25 protein-coding genes are annotated in these 25379 nt (G+C 65.2%); 13 read left to right on the top strand and 12 right to left on the bottom strand.

The features are described 5' to 3' along the window. Positions 1 to 4: 4 nt before the first annotated feature. From IEW98_RS08940 to IEW98_RS08920, 5 genes are all read right to left on the bottom strand, one after another. Complete coding sequence (locus tag IEW98_RS08940) at positions 5 to 757, bottom strand: tetratricopeptide repeat protein (RefSeq protein ID WP_243450665.1); 753 nt, start codon at positions 755 to 757, stop codon at positions 5 to 7. A 123-nt stretch (positions 758 to 880) separates the two neighbouring features. After that, positions 881 to 1732 (bottom strand): 3-methyl-2-oxobutanoate hydroxymethyltransferase, encoded by an 852-nt coding sequence (gene panB / locus IEW98_RS08935; RefSeq protein WP_188762590.1) that lies wholly within the window; start codon positions 1730 to 1732, stop codon positions 881 to 883. Further along, positions 1732 to 4347, bottom strand: a complete 2616-nt coding sequence (locus tag IEW98_RS08930) for an AMP-binding protein (RefSeq protein ID WP_188762589.1) — start codon at positions 4345 to 4347, stop codon at positions 1732 to 1734. The genes panB and IEW98_RS08930 overlap by 1 nt, the downstream gene beginning before the upstream one ends. 97 nt (positions 4348 to 4444) lie before the next feature. Further along, entirely contained in the window at positions 4445 to 5587 is a 1143-nt protein-coding gene (locus IEW98_RS08925; RefSeq protein WP_188762588.1) for an acyltransferase family protein, read from the bottom strand. Between the two features lie 191 nt (positions 5588 to 5778). After that, on the bottom strand, positions 5779 to 6183 hold the full coding sequence (locus IEW98_RS08920) for an EVE domain-containing protein (RefSeq protein ID WP_188762587.1): 405 nt from the start codon (positions 6181 to 6183) through the stop codon (positions 5779 to 5781). A gap of 89 nt (positions 6184 to 6272) precedes the next feature. Here IEW98_RS08920 and IEW98_RS08915 point away from each other — a divergent pair, with 89 nt between their 5' ends. The 3 genes from IEW98_RS08915 (at position 6273) to IEW98_RS08905 (ending at position 8301) form a co-directional block, all read left to right on the top strand. Then, a complete protein-coding gene (locus IEW98_RS08915; protein WP_188762586.1) occupies positions 6273 to 7157 on the top strand; it encodes a DMT family transporter in 885 nt (294 codons plus the stop codon). A 78-nt stretch (positions 7158 to 7235) separates the two neighbouring features. Then, positions 7236 to 8015: an SDR family NAD(P)-dependent oxidoreductase gene (locus IEW98_RS08910; protein ID WP_188762585.1), complete on the top strand. Its 780-nt coding sequence runs from the start codon at positions 7236 to 7238 to the stop codon at positions 8013 to 8015. Positions 8016 to 8118: 103 nt separating this feature from the next. Beyond that, positions 8119 to 8301, top strand: a complete 183-nt coding sequence (locus tag IEW98_RS08905) for a YegP family protein (protein WP_188762584.1) — start codon at positions 8119 to 8121, stop codon at positions 8299 to 8301. Between the two features lie 3 nt (positions 8302 to 8304). Here the strand turns inward: IEW98_RS08905 and IEW98_RS08900 are convergent, their stop codons facing one another. Beyond that, on the bottom strand, positions 8305 to 8586 hold the full coding sequence (locus IEW98_RS08900; protein WP_188762583.1) for a 4a-hydroxytetrahydrobiopterin dehydratase: 282 nt from the start codon (positions 8584 to 8586) through the stop codon (positions 8305 to 8307). A gap of 44 nt (positions 8587 to 8630) precedes the next feature. Between IEW98_RS08900 and IEW98_RS08895 the strand changes: the two genes are divergently transcribed. Next, a complete protein-coding gene (locus IEW98_RS08895; protein WP_188762582.1) occupies positions 8631 to 9032 on the top strand; it encodes a metallopeptidase family protein in 402 nt (133 codons plus the stop codon). A 418-nt stretch (positions 9033 to 9450) separates the two neighbouring features. Here the strand turns inward: IEW98_RS08895 and IEW98_RS08890 are convergent, their stop codons facing one another. Further along, positions 9451 to 11802: a TonB-dependent receptor gene (locus IEW98_RS08890; RefSeq protein WP_243450650.1), complete on the bottom strand. Its 2352-nt coding sequence runs from the start codon at positions 11800 to 11802 to the stop codon at positions 9451 to 9453. Between the two features lie 149 nt (positions 11803 to 11951). Beyond that, positions 11952 to 13034 (bottom strand): Gfo/Idh/MocA family protein, encoded by a 1083-nt coding sequence (locus IEW98_RS08885; protein ID WP_188762581.1) that lies wholly within the window; start codon positions 13032 to 13034, stop codon positions 11952 to 11954. 29 nt (positions 13035 to 13063) lie between these two features. Here IEW98_RS08885 and IEW98_RS08880 point away from each other — a divergent pair, with 29 nt between their 5' ends. Next, entirely contained in the window at positions 13064 to 13999 is a 936-nt protein-coding gene (locus tag IEW98_RS08880; protein WP_188762580.1) for an aldo/keto reductase, read from the top strand. An 11-nt stretch (positions 14000 to 14010) separates the two neighbouring features. Then, positions 14011 to 15069 carry an LLM class flavin-dependent oxidoreductase gene (locus IEW98_RS08875; RefSeq protein ID WP_188762707.1) on the top strand — a complete coding sequence of 353 codons (1059 nt, stop codon included), beginning with the start codon at positions 14011 to 14013 and terminating at the stop codon, positions 15067 to 15069. A 57-nt stretch (positions 15070 to 15126) separates the two neighbouring features. On the opposite strand, the gene IEW98_RS08870 is transcribed toward IEW98_RS08875, so the two are convergent. After that, positions 15127 to 15540, bottom strand: a complete 414-nt coding sequence (locus tag IEW98_RS08870; RefSeq protein WP_188762579.1) for a hypothetical protein — start codon at positions 15538 to 15540, stop codon at positions 15127 to 15129. Between the two features lie 303 nt (positions 15541 to 15843). On the opposite strand from IEW98_RS08870, the gene IEW98_RS08865 reads away from it, so the two are divergent. From IEW98_RS08865 to wrbA, 5 genes are all read left to right on the top strand, one after another. Then, positions 15844 to 17487, top strand: a complete 1644-nt coding sequence (locus IEW98_RS08865; protein ID WP_188762578.1) for an O-antigen ligase family protein — start codon at positions 15844 to 15846, stop codon at positions 17485 to 17487. A 21-nt stretch (positions 17488 to 17508) separates the two neighbouring features. Next, complete coding sequence (locus IEW98_RS08860) at positions 17509 to 17928, top strand: acyl-CoA thioesterase (protein WP_243450649.1); 420 nt, start codon at positions 17509 to 17511, stop codon at positions 17926 to 17928. Positions 17929 to 18148: 220 nt separating this feature from the next. Beyond that, the gene (gene guaA / locus IEW98_RS08855; RefSeq protein ID WP_188762577.1) at positions 18149 to 19705 is read left to right on the top strand and encodes a glutamine-hydrolyzing GMP synthase; all 1557 of its coding nucleotides are present in this window, start codon (positions 18149 to 18151) and stop codon (positions 19703 to 19705) included. Further along, positions 19696 to 20049, top strand: a complete 354-nt coding sequence (locus IEW98_RS08850) for an ArsC family reductase (RefSeq protein WP_188762576.1) — start codon at positions 19696 to 19698, stop codon at positions 20047 to 20049. The genes guaA and IEW98_RS08850 overlap by 10 nt, the downstream gene beginning before the upstream one ends. Positions 20050 to 20152: 103 nt before the next feature. Next, on the top strand, positions 20153 to 20752 hold the full coding sequence (wrbA, locus tag IEW98_RS08845) for an NAD(P)H:quinone oxidoreductase (protein WP_188762575.1): 600 nt from the start codon (positions 20153 to 20155) through the stop codon (positions 20750 to 20752). A gap of 235 nt (positions 20753 to 20987) precedes the next feature. Here wrbA and dnaA read toward each other — a convergent pair whose 3' ends face one another. Continuing rightward, positions 20988 to 22412, bottom strand: a complete 1425-nt coding sequence (gene dnaA / locus IEW98_RS08840) for a chromosomal replication initiator protein DnaA (RefSeq protein WP_371870767.1) — start codon at positions 22410 to 22412, stop codon at positions 20988 to 20990. Between the two features lie 194 nt (positions 22413 to 22606). Here dnaA and IEW98_RS08835 point away from each other — a divergent pair, with 194 nt between their 5' ends. Continuing rightward, positions 22607 to 22825, top strand: coding sequence for a hypothetical protein (locus IEW98_RS08835; protein ID WP_188762574.1), 219 nt, complete (start codon positions 22607 to 22609; stop codon positions 22823 to 22825). Between the two features lie 519 nt (positions 22826 to 23344). On the opposite strand, the gene rpsT is transcribed toward IEW98_RS08835, so the two are convergent. After that, on the bottom strand, positions 23345 to 23614 hold the full coding sequence (rpsT, locus tag IEW98_RS08830; RefSeq protein ID WP_188762573.1) for a 30S ribosomal protein S20: 270 nt from the start codon (positions 23612 to 23614) through the stop codon (positions 23345 to 23347). A gap of 120 nt (positions 23615 to 23734) precedes the next feature. After that, positions 23735 to 24550, bottom strand: coding sequence for a bifunctional DNA-formamidopyrimidine glycosylase/DNA-(apurinic or apyrimidinic site) lyase (gene mutM, locus IEW98_RS08825; RefSeq protein ID WP_188762572.1), 816 nt, complete (start codon positions 24548 to 24550; stop codon positions 23735 to 23737). Positions 24551 to 24626: 76 nt separating this feature from the next. Here mutM and IEW98_RS08820 point away from each other — a divergent pair, with 76 nt between their 5' ends. Then, positions 24627 to 25361: a class I SAM-dependent methyltransferase gene (locus IEW98_RS08820; RefSeq protein WP_188762571.1), complete on the top strand. Its 735-nt coding sequence runs from the start codon at positions 24627 to 24629 to the stop codon at positions 25359 to 25361. Positions 25362 to 25379 lie beyond the last annotated feature (18 nt).

The following is a 25379-nucleotide window of genomic DNA, read 5'->3' as shown; positions in this document are numbered from 1 at the left end:
GCCCTTACTCGGCAGGCGCGGCGGCAGGCGCCGGCGCGGTTTGCGCACTGGTGTTGTCTGAGGACGCCGCGCCCGGCACCTTCAGGCTCGCCGCATCGACGCCGAGCGACAGCGCCAGTTCGGCGGCGCGACCACGCAGGCTCGTCGGCAGGCTTTGGTCACGCACGATCGCGGTCAGCAGCGGCTTGGCGAGATCGGGTTTGCCCGCCTTCAGATGCGCCAGCGCCGTCATCTCGCCGGCAATGCCGAACCAGGCATTGCCCGGGACGCTAAGCGTCTTCAACCGCTCGATCACCGCCGCCGGCGGCAGCGTGTCAAAGCCCAGCCGCACCGATTTGATCAGCGCCGCATCGCGCAGCGGCTGCGACAGCTTGCCGTCCACCGCAACCGCGTCGAGCAGCTTCATCGCCTTGGCATTGTCGCCGGCACCGGCGGCATCGGCCGCCTGCATCATCTGCGCCAACCCGCGATAGCCACCGGGGCCGTCCTTGGCGAGCCGATCGAGCACCGGACGCGCCGCCGCCGCATCGCCGACTTCCAGCTTGCTCATCGCCTGGGTCAGGTCCTCGCCCGCTGTCGCCCGCGCCTTGGCCTGCGAATCCTGCCACCACAGCCAGCCACCGACGGCTCCCAGGAACAGCACAACAGCCGCGATGATGGCAATCCCGTAGCGATCCCAAAGCGTCGCCACCTGGTCGCGGCGCACGCCTTCGTCGACTTCCCGCAGAAACGCTTCGTCGGGTTCGTGCGGGGTCACAGCCAAGATCAAAACGCTCCAAAATGCAGGTCAAAATACGGATCGGGCCGTCGCCTGCCCAGCGCCCAACCCATCGCAAATGCCGGGCGAAGGCTTTCGCAGGCGTGAATGCCCCAAGCGCGGTCAGAGATAAAGTTGTTTCTCCGTCGGGAACCGCCGCTCGCGCACCGCCGCTGCAAAGGTCGCCGCCGCCGTATCGATCCGCACCGCGAGGTCGTCGAAGCGCTCGACGAAGCGCGGCACCCGCTCGAACATGCCGAGCATGTCGTCGACCACCAGCACCTGGCCATCGCACGCCGCCGACGCACCGATGCCGATCGTCGGGCATTTGACCGTCTCGGTGATACGCCGTGCCAGCGGCTCGACGACGCCCTCGACCACCAGCGCGAACGCCCCCGCCGCCGCCACCGCTTCCGCATCGGCAAGGATGGTCGCGGCCTCTTCGGCGCTGCGACCACGGGCCCCGTAACCGCCCAACGCATTGACCGCCTGCGGGGTCAGGCCGACGTGCGCCACGACTGGAATTCCGCGCCGCGACAGGAAGTTGATCGTCTCGGCCATCGCCGTGCCGCCCTCCAGCTTCACCCCCGCCGCGCCGGTTTCCTTCATTACCCGTGCGGCATTCTCGAACGCCTGCTGCGGCGACGCTTCGTAACTGCCGAACGGCATGTCGACGACGACGACCGAATGATACGACCCGCGCACCACCGCCGCGCCGTGGGCGATCATCATCTCGAGCGTGACCTTCACCGTCGTATCGAGGCCATAGATGACCTGCCCGAGCGAATCGCCGACCAGCAACATGTCGCAATGCTTGTCGAGCAACTGCGCCATCCGCGCCGTGTAGGCGGTGAGCATGACGACAGGCTCGCCACCTTTGCGCTTGGCGATCCCCGGCACCGTCAACCGCCGCACCGGCTCCGGGACGGGATGCGCCCGGCTGGTACCGGTATCGAGCGTGAAAGTAGTCGACATCAACTGTGTTCCCGTTCGCGGCGCAATCGCCGAAAGTTTCGCGAGATCAGCCCACCGGCGGCCATCCAGGCGCGTTCGAAGACAAGCCCGGCAACGACGCTCAACACCAGCAGCGCCGGCACCATGATCTCGGTCTGCCCGGCGAGATCGAACCGGTATTTGAGCAAATGTGCCATCATGACGTGGCTGATATAGATGAAATATCCCGCCGACGCGATGCGCAGCACGATCGCCGCCGCCCGGTCGGGCACAGGCACCCACGGCACCGCCAGCAACGTCGCTATCGCCAGCGACAGCCAGGTCTGCCGCGCCGACATAAGGCCATAATCCCAGCCCGACAGCACGACGACCAGGACCACCACAGTCATCACCTGCCAGCGTCCGCGCGCAATCAGCGCCATCCAGCCGAGCACATAGAGATAATATTGCGCATCGATGGTTAGCGACACCGGGTTGGCATCGTCGAACACATACCTCGGCACGAGGATTTCCGCCGCCAACGCGCCTGCCAGCAGAGCCAGCGAAAACACGAACGGCCGCGCCCGGCTCAATCGGCGCAGCGGCGGCACCTTGAATACCAATATGGTCAGCAACAACGCGTGGAACACCGTCTCGATGAACCAGAACGCAAACAACGGCCCTCTCTGGGCATCGTCCACCGTGAACACGCTGACCAGTGTGAACCAGCCCCACGACCATGCCGCGCCGCTTGCCAGCAGCAGCGGAATCATCACCACCATGTAGGGCAAAATCATTCGCTCGAGCGATCCGGTCAGCGCCGGTCCCGTCCGGCCGGCCTCGAACGCCGACCGCTGGAACCGCGCCAGGTTATAGCCCGCCATCAGGAACAGGATCGCCGCGCCGCCGCGCAGGAACTCCGAATCGAGCGGCGCCGCATGCCCGGTGATGACCAGCGCCAGCGCCAGCAGCCGCACCAGCGTCTCGGTGCCGATCCGCGTCCCCCGGCGGCCGTGCGATGTCCCCGGCTCGGGCGCCATCGCCACCAGCGCGCTGATCGGCATCGCCTCCCACTGCGCCGGCAACTGGCCGAGCGACTTCTCGATCGCCACCGCGACATTGACATACGACATGCTGTCGCCGCCAAGCGCCTGGAAACTCGCCTCGCCGGTCAGCGCCGACCGGTTGAACGCCCGCCGATAACCCACCAGGATCGGATGCGCCCCCGTCTCCGCTACCGCCTGCCGCGCCGCCGCCGCCGCCGTCCCGGCGCGCCGCACCGCCGCATAATCGGTCTTGCCCGTCGCCAGCCGCGGCACCGGCCCCGCCACCACGGCGATCGCCGCCTCGGGAATATGGCAGCGCTCGGCGGTCAACGTCTCGATCCGCTCGCGCGCTTCGGCCGTAACAGCCGCCTCGACATGAACCGTTACCAGCGTGTCGTCGCCGCTGACGACCGCCTCGTGCCCGGCCTGCCGCAGCAACGCCTCGATGTCGTCGAACCCGATCCTGAGGCCCGCAATCTTGGCAAACCGGCTCGCCCGTCCAACGATCCGGTAAAGCCCCGCCGAATTGCGCACCGCGATATCGCCCGTCCGCAGCTCGCCCGGTCCGCTGGCTAGCGCCAGGTCGCCGCGTTCCAAAGCATAGCCCATCATCACGTTCGGCCCGCGATAGACGAGCTCGCCCGGTGTTTCCGCCGCCTCGATCACCGCGCCATCGTCCCCTAACAGCGAAAACGCCCCGCCCGGGATCGCCCGGCCGATGCAATCGGGAAACTCCGCCGCCTGTTCGTGCGGCAGCCACGCCATCCGCGGCGACGCCTCGGTCTGGCCGTACATCGCAAAAAACCGGAACCCCTGCGTATCGCCGCGCGCCGCCAACGCCCGCACCCGGTCCGCCGGCAACCGCCCCCCCGCCTGCGTCAGGCTGCGGATCGAATCGGGCAACCGCGCCTCGAGCCCGCTGCGCTCGAGCAGCTCGAAACTATACGGCACCCCCGATAGCGACGTCGGCCGCAACCGCTCGATCATCCCGGCAAAATCGGGATGCGTCATCGACACATCGGTAACGATGATCGACGCGCCCGCCATCAGATGCGAGTTGAGCACAGACAGTCCAAAGCTGTAGTGGATCGGCAATGTCGTCACCGCGCGCTCGTCCGGCCCCAGCTCCAGATACTGGACGATCGCCGCTGCGTTTGCCGCCACCGCCGCCCCCGAAAGCCGCACCAGCTTCGGGCTGCCCGTCGATCCCGATGTCGGCAGCAGCAGCGCCAGTTCCGGATGCAGCGCCGCCGGCGCGCCGCCAACCTCCACCCGGCCATCCGACGGCCACATCGTCAGTCCCGGCGCAAACGTCGCCAGCACCCGCCCGGCATCGCCATCGGCATCGAGCAACAGCACCGGGTTCCCGGCCCGCAAACATCCCAGATACGCCGCAATGCTGGCGACATCGTTGCGCACCAGTAGCGCCGTCAGCCGCCGCTCCCCATCCGGCGCCGCCGCAGCGATCATCGCATCCGCCCGCGCCAGCAGCTCACCATACGTCAGCGCGGCACCATCCGCCGTCAGCAACGCCGTCCGGTCGGCATGCCGGTCCAACCGCCTTGCCCAGTCGGCGCCGTTATCGGCAGTCAGCACCAGGTCTTCGAGCACGGCCCCATCCAACGATCATGGTCCATCTACAAGATTGCACGGCGGCGCCGCGTGCCGCCGTGTCGTGGCCCGCTCATAACCGACATCTGGCCGAAGTTCACGCCTTACGCGACACCCGCCTGAATCGGTCGATGACAGTCGATCCCATGGCCTGCCCCGGCATTTCGACAAAACGATACGTCAGCGCCGCCACCACCCACACCATCACCACCATCAACACCACCATCGCATCCATATGCCACTTGTTCGCAGGGTCAGGCGTATATCCCAGCCTGCCCCCGAGGTCGGTGACGTTGCGCAAACGCCCCATGATCAGCTGGTGCACCATATAGATCGAATACGACAGCACACCGGCGCGGACGAAGAACGGCCCGCGCATCAATCGCGATACCGGCCCGGCTTCCATCGCGAACACCGCCAGCGCCGCGCTGAACAGGAAGGGCGCCAGGAACGACCAGTGCGACAAGCGGGCGCTGGCCACGAAAACCGTGACGGCAACGACCAGCAGCACTTCGCTGATGGCCAATTTACGGGTGCCGACCGATCCGAGCCAGTTCGACACCGACTTCCACTGGGTCGCCATCAGCGCCCCCAGCCCGAACCCGACCAGGCATCGCACCAGCCCCATGTCGAAGGTGATCCGCATCGAGCTGTGCGTCGCCATTAGCGCCGCCAGCGCGACCGCGACCATGGCCACCAACCCTGCCCACAACCGCCGCGGCAAGGCCAGGACCAGCAGCGCAAATGCGATATACGTCCACCATTCCGCCGAAATGCTCCACGAAGGCATGTTCCAAGGCGAAGTATGGTCCATCGCAAAGCCATTGGTCAGCGTCAGGCTGCGCCACAGGTCGGGCAGGTTTCGCCCGCTCACCGCGCCCAATTCGGCACCCGCCGGCTTCATCGACACTTCGACCAGGAAATACAGCGCGAGGATGAACAGGTGCAGCGGCCACAGCCGGAAAAACCGCCGCGCAACAAAGACCAGCAGGCTTTCGCGATCGGTGATCCGGTTGGCATAGCTGTACGCGATGACGAACCCCGACAGCACGAAGAAGAAATCGACGAACAGGTAGCCGCCGCGAATGAACTCGCTCGATGTCAGGTGGCTGCCGTTGGGATAATGGTACAGCACGACCAGGATGGCGCATACGCCGCGCAAGCTGTCGAGCACCTCGAAACGGTGTCGCTTCACCGCCGAAACCGGTCGCCGCGGGGCGACGGCTGTCTCGGCCGACATGGTAGACGCACCGTCCGGCACAGGAATTGCCGGCGTCACGTCGCCGACGCGCCTTTATGCACCGTTAAGGAAGATTGCAGAAAATTCAGACGAATCATGGACTTCCTTGCCGCAAGGCAAGTTCGGCGTCTGGCGCTTTAGCTCTTTTGGGTCAAGCTGGAAGATATAGATGGTACGGTAAATTGCTCCTTTTAACCGGCCATCGACATGATGGCCTGCCATTCGTCATCGCTGACCGGCAGCACCGAAAGCCGGAATTGCCGGAACATCGCCATCCCCGCCAGCGCCGGCTCCCCCTTCATCGCCGCCAGCGTTACCGGCGACTTCATCGCGCGCACCGGCGCCACCGTCACCGCTGGAAATCGCCCGTTGGCATCGCTGGGATCGATGAAATGCTCGCCGACGACCCTGGCGATGCCGACCACCGCCAGCCCTTCGTTCGAATGATAGAAAAACAGCTCCTCGCCGATCTTCATCGTCCGCAGATAGATCGCCGCCTGGTTGTTGCGCACCCCGTCCCAGGTCGTCGACCCGTCGCGCACGAACATGTCCCACGAATATTTCGACGGCTCCGACTTTACCAACCAGTGCATCATCGCTCCTTTTGCATCAGCCTGATGTCCGCCGCCGGCTTCGGGCGCAAGCACCCTTCCCACTATAGCCGCTTTTCTCTACCCCCAGCACCGTGACCAACCTCCGATCCCGCGGCGCGTTCTGGATGATCGTCTCCTGTGTCGCCTTTGCGTCGATGTGGGTGATGATCCGCTACGCCTCGCGCGAAATGCACGCCTTCCAGATCGTCTTCTTCCGCAATTTCATCGGCACCCTCGTCCTGCTTCCCATGATCCTGTCCAACAAGGGCCTGATCCGCTTCTCCAGCCTCGGCCGCAACGTAAAGCGCGCCACCTCGGGCTTCATCGCCACCCTTGCCACCTTCTACGCCGTCGCCCATGCCCCGCTCGCGACGGCACTGTCGATCAACTATACTGCGCCGCTGTTCGCCACCCTCGGCGCGGTGCTGTTCCTCGGCGAACGCATCCGCTTCCGCCGCGTCGCTGCGCTGGTCATCGGCTTCATCGGCATGCTCGTCGTCGTCCGCCCTGGTGCCCTGCCCCTCACCCCCGGCGTCCTCGCCGCGGTCGTGTCCGCCCTCTCCACCGCCTTCTCGATCGTCGCCATCCGCGCTCTCGTCGCCTCCGACGACAGCCGCGCCGTCGCTGCCTGGACCTTCATCCTTACCACCATCCCCAGCCTCATCGTCGCGTCGTTCGTCTGGACCTGGCCGGCGGCGCACCTCTACCCGCTGCTGGCTCTCATCGGCACAGCCGCCGCCATCGGCCAATTGTCGCTGTCGCGCGCCTTCTCGCTCGCCGAGGCATCCGCCATCCTGCCGTACGACTTCGTCCGCTTCGGGCTGATTACCGGTGCCGGCATCCTGTTGTTCGGCGAACGCATGGACGCCCTCACCATCGCCGGCGGCGCGATCATTCTTGCGACGACGATCTACCTCGCCGTCCGCGAGGCGCAGGTCGCCCGGGCGATACGTACCGCCTCCGAAAATCCGGGCTAGGCGCAGACCCCTTTCTTTGTCAGTTGCCGCGCCACAATACCGCCCGCATAAGCCGGGCGATTTTCAGGGAGACGGTAGATGAAGCTTTCGGGTTGTTCGGCAGTGGTCACGGGCGGCGCGTCCGGCCTGGGTGAAGCAACGGCGCGCGCGCTGGCTGCCGAAGGCGTCAAGGTCGCGATCTTCGACATGAACGCCGAAAAGGGCGAAGCCGTCGCAGCATCCATCGGGGGCGTGTTCTGCAACGTCAACGTCACCAGCGACGAATCGGTCGACGCCGGCTTTGCCAAGGCGCGCGCCGCCATCGGCCAGGAGCGTATCCTGATCAACTGCGCCGGCACCGGCAACGCTGCAAAAACCGCCGGCCGCTCGCGCGAAACCGGTGAGATCAAGCATTTCCCGCTCGATGCCTTCAACATGATCATCCAGATCAATCTCGTCGGCACCTTTCGCTGCGTCGCCAAGTCGGCTGCCGGCATGCTCACCCTCGAGCCCCTGGAAGACGGCGAGCGCGGTGCCATCGTCAACACGGCGTCGGTTGCCGCCGAAGACGGCCAGATGGGCCAGGCAGCCTATTCCGCCTCCAAGGGCGGCGTCGTCGGCATGACCCTGCCGATCGCCCGCGACCTGATGAGCGAAGGCATCCGCGTCAACACCATCCTGCCCGGCATCTTCAACACGCCGCTGATGAACAATGCCCCGCAGAACGTGAAGGACGCCCTCGCCGCGTCGGTGCCCTTCCCCAAGCGCCTCGGCAATCCGTCGGAATATGCGTCGCTGGCTGTCGAAATGTGCCGCAACTCCTATTTCAACGGTGAAGACGTCCGCATCGACGGCGCCATCCGGATGTCGCCGCGTTGATCAATACGGCGAGAGCAAGCGGGTCACTTCGCTCGCTCTCGCCGCTTTCCTTTCCAGCGCCAACGCCATAACATCGCTCCCGAAACCAACGGGGAGACTGGAAGTGGCGCACAAGTTCGAAATCCACAAAGACAAGGCCGGCGAATTCCGCGTCCGCTTCGCATACAACAGCGAGACGATCTTCTCGACCGAAGGCTATACTTCGAAAGCCTCTGCCAAAAGCGCCATCGAATCGATCAAGAAGAACGGCCCCGACGCCGAAATCGACGACACCACGGTCGCCTGAACCCTATTCGTCGGCGTCGATGGCGCGGGCCAGGCTGAAGTCCTTCTTCGACAGCCCGCCCGCGTCATGCGTCGTCAGCCGCACATCGACCTTGTTCCAGACGTTCGACCATTCGGGATGATGGTCGGCCTTTTCGGCCAGCAGCGCGACCCGCGTCATGAACGCAAAGGCATGGGTGAAATCGCCAAATTTATACTGCCGGTCGATGCCGTCGCCGTTGCGGGTCCATCCCGGCACGCCCGCCAGCGCCGTTTCGATTTCGGCGTCGCTCAACTTCGCAGTCATCGCACATCCTCGCATTAATGCCCTGCCCCGCCTATCTAGCGGCAATGAACAACCGTCAAACAATAGCCCCCAGCATCGCCGACATCGAGGCCCTCGCCCAGGCCGCCGTCGAGCGTCTGCCCGAAATGTTCCGCCGCCACCTCGGCCCCGTCCTCCTCCGCGTCGAGGACTTCCCCGACGCCGACGTCATGGCGGCGATGGAGCTCGAGAGCGAGTGGGACATCCTCGGCCTTTACCAGGGCCGCCATGTCGGCATGAAAGGCGACGAGCCATCGGGCGCCCTTCCCGACATGATTTTCCTCTACCGCCGCCCCTTGCTCGACGAATGGTCCCAGACCGAAGACAGCCTGGAGGCCATCGTCAGCCATGTGCTGGTGCATGAAGTCGGCCATCATTTCGGGTTGAGCGACGAGGCGATGGAAGCGATCGAGGCCGAACTGGATTGAGCTACCTCTTTCGTCACCCCTCCCTCTTGCCGTCACCCCGGCGAAGGCCGGGGCCCATCTCCTGCACGCCCCGGAGATGGGTCCCGGCCTTCGCCGGGGTGACGAAAAGATGTGAGAGCCGGACAAAGCCCACCGCTGGCTAACCAAACCCTGTCATCCCGGGCTCGACCCGGGACCCAGTTGCGTCTCTGCTGACAAATGCCCCCCAACTCCCAAACTGTCACCCCAGCGAAGGCTGGGGTCCAGTCCCGTGCTTCCCGGAAAAGCGAGCAAGAAGAACAGCAACAGACAAAAGGCACGGGCAAAGCCCGCGCTGGCGTCGGACGAGTTCGGCGCGTGAAGGTCGCGCCGCCTCGCCGGCCGGTCTTGCGCCTGTCGGCGCGCAGCGCATTTGCGCTACGCGCTCGCGGCGCTGCGACTAGAAGTTGACCCGTCCAGTGATTCCGAAATAACGGTCGGCCTCGCGCGGGATCAGGTAGCGCAGTGATCCGCCCGGCCCGCCGTTGGTGATCGCCGCCGCGAAGCTCTGATCGAACAGGTTCTTGACGACGAAGGTCAGCTTGTAGCGGTCGTCCTCGCCGACCAGCCCGATCTGGGCGTCGACGAGGCTGTACGCCGCGATCCGGCCCTGCTCGCGGATGACGGGGCTGGGATCGAACAGCGAGAACTGGCTCGATTGCGTCGAACCCTGCACGCCGAGCGTCACGTCGGCAAAACCGCCGGTGCGGATCCGGTAATCGACGCCAAGCGAGCCCTTCCACTTCGGCGCATAACCAAGCTGGGTGCCGGCCGGAATGACGGCAGCGCCAGGCGGTGCCAGGAATTCATCGACCTTGGCATCGGTATAGGCGACCCCGCCGCTGATGTTGAGGTCCGCCAACGGCCGCCAGTTGAGATCGAGCTCGGCGCCGCGCGTTGATACATCGCCGGCATTGGTGAACCGCGTTACCACCACGCCAGCCACCAAGTCGGGGTTATTCGCCTGGAAATTCTTGTACTTGGCGTAATAGGCGGCCACGTTGACGACCAGCGTGTTGCCGAACAGGCTGTTCTTCAAGCCCAGTTCGAAACTGTCGACGGTTTCCGCCTCGATGACGTTGGTGCCGCTGGCGGTCAGGTTGAAAAACACGTTGTACGCCGGGCCCTTGTAGCCGCGCGCATAAGTGCCGTACGCCATCACGTCGTCGGTTACGTCGAACTGCGCGCCGACCTTGCCCGACAGATTATCCTGCGTCGTCTGCGTGGCATAGGGCTGGCCGTTCGATCGTGCTGGATCGCCGTTGATCAAGCCCTGACGCGCCGAAAAGAACACCCCCTGGTCGAAGTTGGGCTGGATGCCCGGCCCCGTCAGCGCCGTCCGTCGACTGTGGAAAACGCTGTTCTGGTCGACCGTATAGCGCAGCCCAAAAATCCCGCGCAGCCGGTCCGAGAAGTTCAGCGTCGACTGCCCGAACACCGCCACGTTGGTCAGTTCCGAGCCGAACGTCGCCGTCGCCGAAGGGAACGTCGTCGCCGGCGCGCCCGGCGATCCGCACGTCACGAGCGCCAGCGGCGTCGGCGCCGGGTTGCACACCACGACATTGCGCGTGAATGTCCGCTCGCTGTCGGCCTTCGAGTAAAACGCCCCCAGCACATAGGCAAAGAACTGGTCCGCCGGCGACGTCAGCCGCAGTTCCTGGCTAAACGTCGTCCCGGTCTGCGGCCCGTCATCATGGAGCTGGTTGAGCCCCGCATAGGCCCCCGCCGTCCAGTCGCCGTCGCGGATCTCGCGGTTCTTGTAGTCGCGATACGCGGTGATCGAGGTCACGGTATTGTCGCCAAGTTCGATATCGGCCTGCAGCGAGATACCCCAGCTTTCCTCCTCGGTGCGGGTGATCAAATTCTGGCGGATAACCCGCGTCTCGTCGCCTTGAAAACCGATGCCCGCCAGTGCCAGCGAGCCGACGCCCGTCGGCGCCGTGCCGATGACTTCGGCGCAACAATCGTCGTTCGCTTTGCGCCAGTCGCCGATGAGCTTCAACTGCACCGTATCGCTGACATCGGCGAGCAGGATGCCGCGGACACCATAGCGCTGGTAGCCGTTGACGCGGCGGTTCACGCCCGGCGCATCGTTGAAGATATTGCCGTCGTATTCCCCGTAGAACCCCGTCACCCGCGCGCGCAGCCGGTCGCCCATCGGCACATCGACGCCGCCACGAACGCGATATTCATTGCCGTTGTCGAAGAAGAAGCCACCCTCGACAAAGCCGCCGAAATCCTCCCCGGGCATCTTCGACACGATGTTGACGACACCCGCCGACGAATTCTTGCCGAACAGCGTCCCCTGCGGCCCGCGCAGCACTTCGATCCGCTCGATATCGACCAGGTCCGAGAAGGCCTCGCCCGCCCGGCTCAGCACGACGCCGTCGAGCACCGTCGACACCGAAGGCTCGCCGGCGATCGAGAAGGTCGCGGTGCCGACGCCGCGCAGATACAGCGACTGGTTGATCGTCGTCCCCGACTTGCGGAAATTCAGCGACGGCACGAGGTACTGCGCGCCCTCGAGGTTGACCGCGCCCTGCGCCGCCAGCCGGTCGCCAGACACTACCGACACGGCGACGGGAACATCCTGCAACCGCTCCGACCGCTTTTGCGCGGTCACGATGATCTCGGCGCTCTCGGTTCCCGCATCGGTGGCAACGTCCACAGCAGTATCGGCCGTCTGGGCCGCGGCAGGCCCGGCGAGCATCACAAAAGCGGCAACCGAGCCAAGCAACACCGTGCGCATCATGTCTCTCCCAAGGGGTGGGGCCGATCGGCCACCTGTCGCCGGGGATTGGCCCGGCATCGTTACCCCGTGCAAGAAAGCCTTTCTGTCCCGTCGTCAATCGGCCCGAAATGAAACGCCCGCACCGTGTTGCCCGGCCGCAACACTTCGCCCTACAGGCCCAGTTCGCTCATCTCCACCACCCGGTGCTCGCGCGCGCTGATCTCCGCCGCCAGCCCCATCGCCGCCGCGCGCAAGCCATCGTCCGCGGTCACGATCACCGGTCCCTCGCCGCGCACCGCCGCGGTGAACGCCCGGTGCTGGTAGAATGTCGAGCCATGGTGATGCCCCGCCGCCAGCGCCGCCGCGTCGGTATGGACCAGCGCCCGCGTCACCTGCTTGGGGTTCATGAACCCCGTCCGCGGCGAATGGACGATCTCGCCCGCCGGGATGAAACACTCCAGCCGCGCCGCATCACCCGTCGCCGCGATCTCCTCTTGCTGCTCCGCCCCATCGGCGAACATGCAAAGATCGAGCATCGCCCGCACGCCATTGGCGAACTCGACCGTCGTGAAGCTGTTGTCGATGATATCGGGCTTCCTGCCGCCGTACCGCTCGTCCTGGTGGTTGACGTCCATGGCGCCCGAACAGAACACCCTTACCGGCTCGGCCCCGACGATCAACCGCATCAGATCGAAAAAGTGACAGCATTTCTCGGTCATCGTGCCGCCGGTATTGGCCGAAAACCGGTTCCAGTCGCCGACCTTGACCAGGAACGGAAACCGGTGCTCGCGGATCGACAGCATCTGCAGCTTGCCGACGCGCCCGTCATTGATCTGCCGCACATATTCGGCCACCGGCGGCATGAAGCGATACTCCATCCCCGTCCAGAACACCGGTGCATAGCCTGCCGCCGCATCCGCCACCGCGCGCGCATCGGCGATCGTCGTCGCGAGCGGCTTCTCGCACAATATATGCAACCCTGCGTCCATCAACGGCGGCAGCACCTGCACATGCGTGAAGTTGGGCGACGCCACCACCACCGCATCGCACAGCCCCGAAGCCGCCAGCCCCGCCGCATCGCCGAATCGCGCCACCTCGGCCCCGACCGCCGCCGATGCACGATCGAGCGAAGACGCCACCGGATCGGCCAGCGCCGTCACCACCGCGCCCGGCGTCAGCGCGATATTGGCGATATGCTCAAGTGCCATCATCCCCGAACCGACGATGCCGTACCGTATAGTGTCGCTTTTCATTTTGCCGCGCTCCGGGCATTGGAGGAATCATGGATCACATCGCCCTTTCCCCCGAACGCCGTGCCCTCGGCAAGTCCCACCTGATGGTCTCGCCGATGGCGTGGGGCATGTGGCGCTTCGCCGGCGACGATGTGAACGCTGCCCGCGCCAAGGTCGAAGCCGCACTCGCCGCCGGCATAAACTTTTTCGATACCGCCGACATCTACGGCCCCGACAACGACGAACCCTTCGGCGCTGCGGAGGCGCTGCTCGGCCGGGTCTTCGCCGAATCGCCCGCCCTGCGCGATCAAATCGTGCTGGCGTCGAAAGGCGGCATCCGCATGGGCGTGCCCTATGATTCGTCGCCCGCCTATATCCGCGCTGCCGTCGAAGCATCGCTGACCCGCCTCGGCACCGAGCAGATCGACCTTTGGCAGATCCACCGCCCCGACATGCTCTCCCACCCCGCCGAAACCGCCGGCGTCCTCGATGCCCTCGTCGGCGAAGGCAAGATCGCCGCAGTCGGCGTCTCCAACCACACCAACGCCCAGACCAGTGCGCTGTCCCGCTACCTCCGCGCCGGCATTGTCTCGGTCCAGCCCGAATTCTCCCTGCTCGCCACCGCGCCGCTGTTCGACGGCACCCTCGACCGCGCCATGAAGCACGGCGTCGCCGTCATGGCCTGGTCCCCCCTCGGCCAGGGCCGTCTCGGCGACGGCGATCCCCGCCCCGGCCGCCGCGTCGCCGTCGACACCCAAATCGCGGGCGTCCAGTCCGCCCTCCTCGCCCATGGCGAGCAATACGGCGTCGGCATCGCTGCCACCGCCTATGCCTGGATCATGGCTCACCCCGCCGGCATCATCCCCATCGTCGGCAGTCAGAACAGCGCCCGCATCGCCGAAAGCGCCGACGCCTACAAGGTCCGCTTCACCCGCACCGAATGGTACGCGATCCTGACCGCCGCACTTGGGGAGAATCTGCCGTGAGCGTTCCTGAAATGAAAAAATGCGAAGTCAGCTGGTTTTCGGCGCTCTGCGACGATGACTATGAATTCCTCGGTCAACCCGACCCGGCGCTCAAGTCGAGCTGGGAGCATTGCCGCAACATCGTGCTCACCGCCGAAAAGTCGGGCTTCGACAACATCCTGCTGCCTTCTGGCTATGCGCTCGGCATCGACACCACCGTCTTCGCCGCTGCCATCGCCGCCATCACCCGCCGCATCCGCCTGCTCATGGCCGTCCGCGTCGGCGAAACCTGGCCGCCGCAACTCGCCCGCCAGATCGCGACACTCGACCGACTCCTGGAAGGTCGTTTAACCATCAACATCATCTCCTCGGACATGCCCGGCGAGACAATGCCCTCCGCCCCCCGCTACGCCCGCACCGTCGAGGTCATGGAGATCCTCAAGACCATCCTGAACCGCCAGCCGCTCGATCATCAGGGCGAGCATTACAAGCTCAAGCTCGATCCCCCCGGCGTCACCACCGTCTCTGGCAAATGCCCGCCGCTCTATTTCGGCGGCCTCAGCGAGGACGCGCGCGAAGCTGCCGCCCGCGCTGCCGACGTCTATCTGATGTGGCCCGACACCATGCCCGCAGTCGAGGCCATCGTCGACGACATGACCGCCCGCGCCGCCCGCCATGGCCGCACGCTCAAGTTCGGCTACCGCGTCCATGTCGTCGTCCGCGAAACCGAAACCGAAGCCCGCGCCGCCGCCGACCGCCTGTTGTCGCACCTCGACGCCGCCACCGGCGACGCCATCCGCGCCAAGTCGCTCGACGCCACGTCGGTGGGCGTCAAGCGCCAGGCCGAACTCCGCGATTCCGCCAGTGACGGCTACGTAGAAGACAATCTCTGGACCGGCATCGGCCGCGCCCGCTCGGGCTGCGGCGCCGCCATCGTCGGTGACCCCGGCCAGGTCCTTAGAAAGCTCCAGTCCTATCAAGCCATCGGCATGGAGGCGTTCATCCTGTCGGGCTACCCCCACGCCGCCGAGGCCGACCTTTTCGCCCGCCACGTCCTGCCCGAATTGCAGCACGGCCCGCTGGCACTCTGATCGCCAAGCGCGGCGGATTTGTCGATGCTGCCGTCGGCGTCGGAGCGGGCGATGAAGTCATGCAGCTGGCGATGAAGGTGGCGGGCGGGAGCAGTACGGCGCATCGGTTTCGCCCTGCACCCAGAGTATGATGGAACGCCTCGACCTTCGCCGATCCCTGCCCGATGGCGATGCCGTCGATGCCGTCGTCGCCGCCGACCCCGCCTCGATCGCGTCCAAGCTGCCGAATGCCGCCTCCGCTGGCGGCACCACCGACGCCGCGATGATGCTGCCGCGAACATTGCCCGTCAGCGCCGCCGCCACAGCCTCGCCGGCTTCGGCAACCGACGCCCGCGCCCGGTCCAGCCTCAGCATCCGCTGGTCGAGCGCGATCAGTGCCTCGTCGAGGTCGTGCCCGCGAAATTCGCTGCCCGGGTCGATCGCATCGCGCATCGCGCTGCCGTAGTCGCCCGCCACGACCTTCGTCAGCACCCGGTGCCGCAGCGCCGATCCGGGCGCCGGCAGCGATCGCGTCGCACAGCGCCTTCAGGCGGCCGCGAACATCAGATCCTAAATCCTTTGGAATATCCCGAATCTTGTCATCGACGGGGCTCTTTTCCAGACTTAGCGCCGGCGACCAGCGTAAATTATGCACTTTTCTTGCTAGTCATTGCAATGACGGGCGTTCTAACATCATGGCCTGTCGATACCAACGACCGGGACGATGCCATGGTGTTGGACGCGGGCGACGCGATCGGGCAATGGTGCAGGGCAACAACGGATAAAGTGTAGCGCGTGGCCCAGACATCAGTCCTCAAGCCCTATCACCGCGGCCGCAAGCCCAGTGCGCTGCAGCGTTTCGTGCTCGGCGCCGCGCTTATCGCCCTTGCCGCTTTCTATGGCCTGATGAGCAGCGTGCTGCCGATGCGCGTCCTCGCCATCCCCGCCGCCCCGATCCTGCTACTGTTCGGCGTCATCCTCTGGATGCTCCCCGATATCGGCGGCACCAAGGCCGAGTTGCTCGGCAAGGCCCTGATCTGGTTCACCGGGTTCAGCGTACTCTGGCCCAGCTTCGTCGCCCTAAACGCCCCGGGCCTGCCGTGGATCACGCCGACGCGAATCGTCATCTTCGGCGCGCTCGCGGTGTTCCTGTTCAACTATTCCACATCGTCCGAAATGCGGCAGCAGATATCCGAATCGATGAAAAGCATCCCCTGGCTCGGCAAGCTGTTCTGGGCCTTCTGGGCGATTACCACGATTTCGCTGGTGATGTCGGCAACGCCGCTCTGGTCGTTCAACAAATACATCAACAACCAGATCTTCTGGACGATGATGTTCGCGCTGTCGGCGTGGCTGTCGGTCCGCAAGGGCTTTGCCGAAACCTTCAGCCGCGTAATGGCGTGGAGCGTCATTTTCGTCGCCTGCGTCGCCATTGTCGAATACAGCCGCCAATCGGTGTTCTGGCTGCCGTGGCTGCCCGGTTTCCTCAAGGCCGATTCGGAACTTCTTGCCCAGATGGCGCAGTTCAACGGCCGCGCCGGCACCAATCTCTACCGCGTCCGCGGGACGTTCTCGGGGGCGCTCTATTTCGCCGAATATCTCGCCATCGCCTTTCCGTTCGTCGTCCATCGCCTCGCCAGCTCGCGCAAGGTCTCTCACACCCTCCTGCTCGTCGCCGCCACGCTCGCTGTCGCGCTGGCGATGATATTCACCAATTCGCGCTCGGCAGCGCTTGCCATGCTGCTGACCCCGCTCGGCTATTGCTTCATGCTGGCGTGGCGGGCGCGGACCCAGCAGGTCACTTCACTGGCCGCCAGCGGCGTCGTCTTCGCCTATCCGATGCTCGCCGGCGTCTTCGCCATGCTCGTCGTCTTCTGGCGCCGCCTCCACGTCATGATCATCGGCGGCGGCCAGCACCAGGGCAGCACCGATTCGCGCGCGACCCAATGGGCGATGGGCTGGCCCAAGATCGCCACCCATCCGATCGGCCACGGCGTCGGCCGTTCCGGCGAAGCGCTGGGCTTCTACAATCCGGGGTCCGACAACCCGACCGTCGACAGCTATATGCTGACCTTGCTGCTCGAATACGGCCCGCTCGGGCTGCTCGCCTTCCTCGGCATCTTCTTAGTCGCCATCTGGCACGGTTTCTGGGGCTTTGCGCGGTCGCGCACCACCGACGCCAAGGTCTTCGCGCCGCTGACCGTCGCGCTGACAAACTATATCATCATCAAGCTGGTCAGCAGCACCGAGATCAACTTCCCGATCGTCGTCATCATGCTCGGCTGCATCATGGGCCTCGTCCGCCAGCAGCACCAGGCCGACACCGTTACCAGCGCCGCCGAACAGGCCGAGCCTGAAACCGATATCCGGTTCCAGGCCGCCTACCGTCCCGGCGGCGACCAGCCGCAGGGCCAGGACCGGATGCGCCACGGTGCGTGAGCAACAGCGCAAGACCCCCAGGTGAGCCGCATCGACTACCATGCCTTTCGCGACGTGCCGACGCGCTGGATGGACAACGACGCCTATGGCCACGTCAACAACGTCGTCTACTACAGCTGGTTCGACACGGCGGTGAACGCGCTGCTGGTCGAATGGGGCCTGCTCGATATCCAGCACGGCCGCACCATCGGGCTGGTCGTCGAGACCGGCTGCCGCTATTTCCGGTCGGTCGCCTTCCCGCAAGTCGTCGAAGCCGGCGTCCGCATCGCCCATGTCGGCACCTCGAGCGTCCGCTGGGAAGTCGGCCTGTTCACCGCCGGCCACGAAGGCCCCTGCGCCGAAGGTCATTTCATCCACGTCTATGTGGACCGCGACTCCCGCCGCCCCGCGCCCTTGCCGGAAGAGTGGCGCACTTGCCTCGCCGAACTGACCACCAGATAAAAAACAAGGAATCGTCATGCTGAACTCGTTTCAGCATCCACCGCCCCGCCAAGCCCAAGCTCCCCGTCCAACGCACCACTCGCCGTGCAGCCACCGCACCAACCAAGCGCAACCACACCACCCCCGCTCATCCCGAGCGAAGTCGAGGGACCGCCCGACCCATCCCGCCAAACCCACCCCCAAGCTTGCCACAACCGCCCCACCGCTTTAATCGCCACCGATGACGACCCCCCCAGACTCCGTCCTGATCCTCGATTTCGGCAGCCAGGTGACCCAGCTCATCGCCCGCCGCGTCCGCGAGGCCGGCGTCTATTCCGAAATCGTCCCATTCGCCAAAGGCGGTGAGGCCTATGACCGCCTCGCCCCCCGCGCCGTCATCCTGTCGGGCAGCCCCGCCTCGGTCACCGACGCCGACAGCCCGCGCATCCCCGAAAACATCCTCGCCGCCGACGTCCCCATCCTCGGCATCTGCTACGGCGAGCAAGTCCTTTGCGCCCAGACCGGCGGCGCGGTCGGCCCCTCCGGCCACCGCGAATTCGGCCGCGCCGACATCGAGATCGTCGATGATTGCGCCTTCTTCGACGGCGTCTGGAAAAAGGGCGACAAGCCCCATGTCTGGATGAGCCACGGCGACCGCATCGACGCCATCCCCGCAGGTTTCCGCCCCGTCGCCGTCTCCGCCGGCGCGCCGTTTGCCGCCATCGCCAACGACACCACCCGCCGCTACGGCGTGCAATTCCACCCCGAAGTCTACCACACCCCCGACGGCGCCAGGCTCCTCGCCAACTTCGTCCTCAATGTCGCAGGCATGGCCCCGACCTGGACGATGGCCGGCTTCCGCGCCGCCAAGATCGCCGAGATCCGCGCCCAGGTCGGCACCGAGCGCGTCCTCTGCGGCCTGTCGGGCGGCGTCGATTCCTCGGTCGCCGCACTTCTCATCCACGAAGCCATCGGTGACCAGCTGACCTGCGTCTTCGTCGACCACGGCCTCCTCCGCGCCGGCGAAGCCGAGCAGGTCGTGACCATGTTCCGTGAACATTACCACATCCCGCTCGTCCATGTGGACGCCAGCGACGCCTTCATGGCCGGCCTCGCCGGCGTCACCGACCCCGAGAAAAAGCGCAAGTTCATCGGCGGCGCCTTCATCGACGTCTTCGAGGCCGAAGCGAAAAAGATCGGCGGCGCCCGCTTCCTCGCCCAAGGTACGCTCTACCCCGACGTCATCGAAAGCGTCTCCTTCACCGGTGGCCCCAGCGTCACCATCAAGAGCCACCACAATGTCGGCGGGCTCCCGGCGCGCATGAACATGGCGCTCGTCGAACCGCTGCGCGAACTCTTCAAGGACGAAGTCCGCCGTCTCGGCGTCGAGCTAGGCCTTCCACCAGCCTTCGTCGGTCGCCACCCCTTCCCCGGCCCCGGCCTTGCCATCCGCATCCCCGGCGAAGTGACGAAGGAGGCCTGCGACACGCTCCGCAAGGCCGACGCCATCTACCTCGAGGAAATTCACAAGGCCGGACTCTATGACGAGATCTGGCAAGCCTTCGCCGTCCTCCTCCCCGTCCGCACCGTCGGCGTCATGGGCGACGGCCGCACCTACGACAAGGTCTGCGGGCTTCGTGCCGTCACCAGCGTCGATGGCATGACCGCCGACGTCTATCCCTTCGAAAGCGCCTTCCTCAGCCGCTGCGCCACCCGCATCGTCAACGAAGTCCCCGGCATCAACCGCGTCGTCTACGACTACACCTCGAAACCGCCCGGCACGATCGAATGGGAATGATCCTCCACGGCATCAAGAACTGCGACACGGTAAAAAAGGCCCGCACCTGGCTCGACAGCCACGGCGTCGCCCATGACTTCCACGACTACAAGGCCAGCGGCGCCGATCCTGACAAACTCCGCGCCTGGGTCGACGTTCTCGGCTGGGAAATCCTGCTCAACCGCGCCGGCACCACCTTCCGCACCCTGCCCGATGCCGACAAAACCAACATCGACGCCGAAAAAGCCATCGCGCTGATGCTCGCCCAACCCTCGATGATCAAGCGCCCCGTCGTCGAAGGTCCTGGTGTCCTTCTCGTCGGCTTCAAGCCAGAAACCTACACCGCAGCTTTTCTAAATAGCTGAACGACCGCATCGACATTATCCATATTCTTCCTTAGCCCACGCCCGCCTATCAAGACTTCGACGCCGCGGCCATGATGGCCCCGCACGGTTGAGGAGAACGACAATGGCTAAAGTCCTGGTGCTTTATTATTCGAGCTACGGCCACATCGAAACCATGGCCAACGCCGTCGCCGAGGGCGCTCGCGCCACCGGCGCCACTGTCGACATCAAGCGCGTCCCCGAAACCGTCCCCGAGGAACTCGCCAAGGCCAGCTATTTCAAGCTCAACCAGCAGGCCCCCATCGCCGTCATCGGCGACCTCGCCAACTACGACGCCATCATCATCGGCGCCCCCACCCGCTTCGGCCGCATGCCGTCGCAGCTCACCGCCTTCCTCGACCAGGCCGGCGGCCTGTGGCAGTCGGGCGTCCTCAACGGCAAGGTCGGCGGCGCCTTCACCTCGTCGGCGTCGCAACACGGCGGCAACGAAACCACCCTGTTCTCGATCATCACCAACCTGCTCCACTTCGGCCTGACCATCATCGGCCTGCCCTACAGCCACCAAGGCCAGATGGGCATCGACGAGATCGTCGGCGGGGCTCCCTACGGCGCCACCACCATCGCCGGCGGCAAGGGCGAACGCCAGCCGAGCAAGACCGAACTCGACGGCGCCCGCCACCAGGGCGAACTCATCGCCAAAGCCGCCGCCAAACTCATCGCCTAGTTCTTCATCGTCACCCCGGCGAAGGCCGGGGCCCATCTCCTGCCCGTCCCGGAACAAGAGCCTCCGGCGGGCAGGGGCCAATGCCCCTGCACCCCAGCATTTCCGCTAAGATAACAAAACCTCGCTCATCCCGAGCGAAGTCGAGGGACGCACCACCCTGCGACAAAGACCCAAAATTGGGTCCGGGGCCAAGGCCCCAGCCGCCGGAGGCCAAACAGCCGCCGGAGACTCTACTCTAAGCGTCAAGCAACCGCGTCAAATGCGCGACATCCGCATCGATCTCGCGATCCGCGACCCGCAGCTCCTCGATGCGCTTCACCGCATGCATCACCGTCGTATGGTCACGCCCACCAAATCGCCGCCCGATCTCGGGCAACGACCGCGGGGTCAGCCGCTTGGCGAGATACATCGCCACTTGCCGCGGCCGCGCCACTTCGCGCGCCCGCCGCGCCGACAGGAGGTCGGTCATCTTGAGGTGATAATATTCGGCAACCTTGCGCTGGATCTCGTCGATCGTCAGCTTCTTCTCATGCGCGCGCAGCAGGTCGGCCAACGTCTCGCGGGTAAACTCGAGCGTCACCGGCTGGTTGACCAGCGCCGCATACGCCACCACCCGGTTCAGCGCGCCCTCAAGTTCACGCACATTTGCGGTTATCTTCCTGGCAAGGAATTCAATCACCTCAGCCGGAACAACGACGTTCTGGCTCATCCCCGCCAGCTTGGCATGCAGAATATTGAGCCGCAGTTCATAGTCCGCCGCGTTGATATCGGCGACCAACCCCCACGCCATCCTCGACAGGATCCGTTCCTGGATGCCCTCGAGATTTTGCGGCGACCGATCGGCGGTGATCACCAGGCGCTTACCCGCGCTGATGATTTCGTTCATCGTGTGGAAGAATTCTTCCTGCGTCGATTCCTTGCCGGCGATGAACTGGACATCGTCGATCATGAGCAAATCGACCGACCGCAGCCTCTGCTTGAAGGCAATCGTATCCTTCGCCCGCAGCGCCGCCAGAAATTCGACCATGAACTTCTCGGCCGACATATAGGCGACCTTGGCGTCGGGCTTCTCCGCCAGGAATGCGTTGCCGATGGCGTGCATCAGATGAGTCTTGCCCAGCCCGGTCGTGCCGTGCAGAAACAAGGGGTTGAACCCGACCGGACCCGGCTCGGCGACGGCCTGCGCCGCGTTGTAGGCAAGCTCGTTCGACTTGCCGACGATGAAATTATCGAAACTGTACCGGCTTTCGACCGGCAGGCTGATCGCCATTGCCGCCGGCGAGATCGCAGCGGCCGTCGCGATCGCGGCCCGCACCGCAGCAGGCGTTGCAGCAACCGGCGTCGCCGTCATGCCAGCCTGCACGGCCACCGCGACGTGTCGCGTCCCCGGCCGCTGCGCTGCCCAATGCTGGCGCAACTTGTCGGCGAAATGGCTCGCCACCCAATCGGCGAGAAACGCCGTCGGCGCCGCCAGCCGGACCTGGTCACCATCGGCCCCCAGCAGCGCCAGCGGCGCCAGCCAGGTGTCGAAGTTGCGCTCTCCCGATTCGACCCGCAGCGCCGCGCGCACCCGGCCCCACGACCGCACCAGGTTGTCCTCGGCGGCTCCGGCGCCAGCGGCTCCGGCCACAGGGCCCCCGACCGCCCCGGCATCCGACACCCGCCCGGCACCATTGTGGCTCACAGTCGCGCGCCCCGGCAGCGTCGACCAGCCTGCCGCTCGCTGCGACGAAGCCGATGTTGCCGAAACTGCCGATACTGACACGAACCATTGCCTCCCTGTTCAGCACGCCCTTGCGGTCGGCCCACCGCCACGCGGTGTCTCGTTACGAACGGCCTCAACACCGTCCTTCAATGGCGCTGCAACCGCAGCACCTGCTCCCCCTCGCCGACGTGCCGTCGCATCCACCTTGGCCGCACCGGTTCGGTGCCGCCTGGCAATACACAACCGACAACATCGGCAAAAACACGCTCCTCCAAAGGCCCGGAATGTCCCCATCGACAGGCAAATTCTTCCCCGACGCGGCAATCGCCACGCGCAAGCCTGAACAAGCTGTCGACCGGACCGGATGACGCAGATCATGCGCCGAAGCCCCGAAAGAGCGCCCAGATAAGCAACCCAAGGGCCGCCTAGCAAGCGTCAGAATCACCGCAGAACTGAAATAATTCCGTTGACACGCAGATCGGCCGATTCACTGTTTCCGCCATGCAAACCGCTGTTTTCACATGACAGCGCGGTTACCGTTCAGTGACAAGGCCTGATAGCCGGCCCATCAAGTCGTTGCTTTGTGGCGCTTTGCTGCAGATGCAAAGACGCAGCGATTCGCGCGCCAGTAGGTCAGGGTTGTCCCGGACCAGGCGCTCCCCGAAACCAGCGAGATGGTTTAAGGTCCGTTACGAACTGCGGCCGACCAGCTTGTGCGCGAATCGCGGCGCGAATCACCCCGCTGGGGGCGATGCCCCTGCTCGCCAGACAGGAAACGATGCCCGAATGCCAAAGGGCGCAGGCTCTCACCCACGCCCATTGACTGCATATTCACTCAATCTTGCCGCCGAAGCAGCATCGACGCTACCCGCGTTAGCGCCGACGGCTCAGGCCGTCTGCAACGCCTTGGCGCGCTTGGCGAGGCGCGAAATCTTCCGCGACACGGTGTTCTTGTGGAACACGCCCTTGGCGACGCCGCGCATCATCTCGGGCTGGGCGGCGGCAAGCGCTGCTGCGGCTGCAACCGGTTCGCCGGCGGCAATCGACGATTCGCACTTCTTCACGAAGGTCCGGATGCGGCTGACGCGCGCCTTGTTGATCTCGGCGCGGCGGTCGTTGCGGCGGATGCGCTTTTCAGCCTGGGGCGTATTGGCCATGGTCGTCCTTGAAAAATCTGTTCGTTGCTCGGGCATTCCCGGCGCAAAGCCGGAACGGACGCGAGTTGTCCCGCGACGGAAGCCGTGCCGCATAGCCGCGACACGGCTTTTGGTCAATCACTACCGTTGATCGACCTTGCAAAAGAAGCTCGACCGCCCCGACTGGACGATCCGCTCGATCGGCGTCCCGCACCGCGGGCACGGCTGTCCCTCCCGCCCATAGACGCAAAAATTCTTCTGGAAATACCCCAGCGTCCCGTCGGGCGCCGCATGATCGCGCAGGCTCGAGCCCCCCGCCCGGATCGCATCGAGCAACACCTCGGGCACCGCCTCGGCAAGCTTCGCCAGCCGCGCCTTCGTCACCTTGCCCCCGGCGCGCGCCGGATGAATGCCCGCCTTGAACAGCGCCTCGCACACATAGATGTTGCCAAGGCCCGCAACGATGCGCTGGTCGAGCAGCAACGCCTTGATAGGCGCCGCACGCCCCTTGAAGGCCGCGACCAGCATCGCCGCCCCGAAATCCGGTCCCAGCGGCTCCGGCCCCAGCCCCGCCAGCAGCGGGTGCGACTCCATCAAGGTCGTCTCGGTCAGGTCGAGCGACCCGAACCGCCGCGCATCGTTAAACGCCACCGTTCGGCCATTGCCGGTCTCGAACACGACATGGTCATGCTTGCCGATCTCGGCGGGATCGAGCCGCATCCGCCCCGACATCCCGAGATGCAGGATCATCGTGTCGCCGCGATCGGTATCGACCAGCCCATATTTCGCCCGGCGCCGGCAGGCGAGCACTTTCGCCCCGGTCAGCCTTTGGCCGAGCCCATCCGGAAACGGACGCCGCAGGTCGGCGCGGTGGAGGGTGATTCGCGTGAACCGCTGTCCGGTCCAGACAGGCGCCAGCCCGCGCATGACGATCTCGACTTCGGGAAGTTCGGGCATCGGCGCGACATACGGCCCGTTTGCCGTTCCGCCAAGGCCAAGCTAGGACGTCGTGCTTCCAAGGAGTCCCGCGCACGTGACCGACAAGACCGTCAGCTTTGGCTACCAGGACGTCGCCCCCCAGGAAAAGACCCGCCGCGTCGGTGAAGTCTTTGCCTCGGTCGCCAAGCGCTACGACATCATGAACGACCTGATGTCGGCGGGCATGCACCGCGTCTGGAAGGATGATTTCGTCCGCGCGCTCAAGCCGCAGCCGAATGAGCGCATCCTCGACATGGCCGGCGGCACCGGCGACATCGCTTTTCGCATCGAAAAATCGGGTGCCAGCGTCACCGTTGCCGACATCAACCCCGAAATGCTCGCGGTCGGCATGGAGCGCGCCGCCAGGAAGGACGTCACTTCGATGGTATGGCGCGAGGAAAACGCCGAGGTCCTCAGCTTCCCCGATCGGAGTTTCGACGCCTATACGATCGCGTTCGGCATCCGCAATGTCACCGACATCCCCGCAGCCCTCAAGGAAGCCCACCGGGTCCTGGGCTTCGGCGGTCGCTTTTTCTGTCTCGAATTCTCGACGACAAAATGGCCCGGCTTCGGCGAAGCCTATGATCTTTATTCCGAAAAGATCGTCCCCCGCATCGGCAAGGCGATCGCCAACGACTCCGAAAGCTATCGCTATTTGATCGAATCGATCCGCCGGTTTCCCAAGATGCCCGATTTCGCCCGGATGATCGAAGCTGCCGGCTTCAAGAACGTAAAATACCGCCCCATTTTGGGCGGCGCAGTCGCTATCCACACCGGCTGGAAAATATGAAGATCGACTGGGGTCTGG

Origin of the sequence: Sandarakinorhabdus glacialis (genome assembly GCF_014643455.1) — a bacterium.
Taxonomy (GTDB): domain Bacteria; phylum Pseudomonadota; class Alphaproteobacteria; order Sphingomonadales; family Sphingomonadaceae; genus Sandarakinorhabdus; species Sandarakinorhabdus glacialis.
This window is presented reverse-complemented; position numbering and strand designations above follow the sequence as displayed.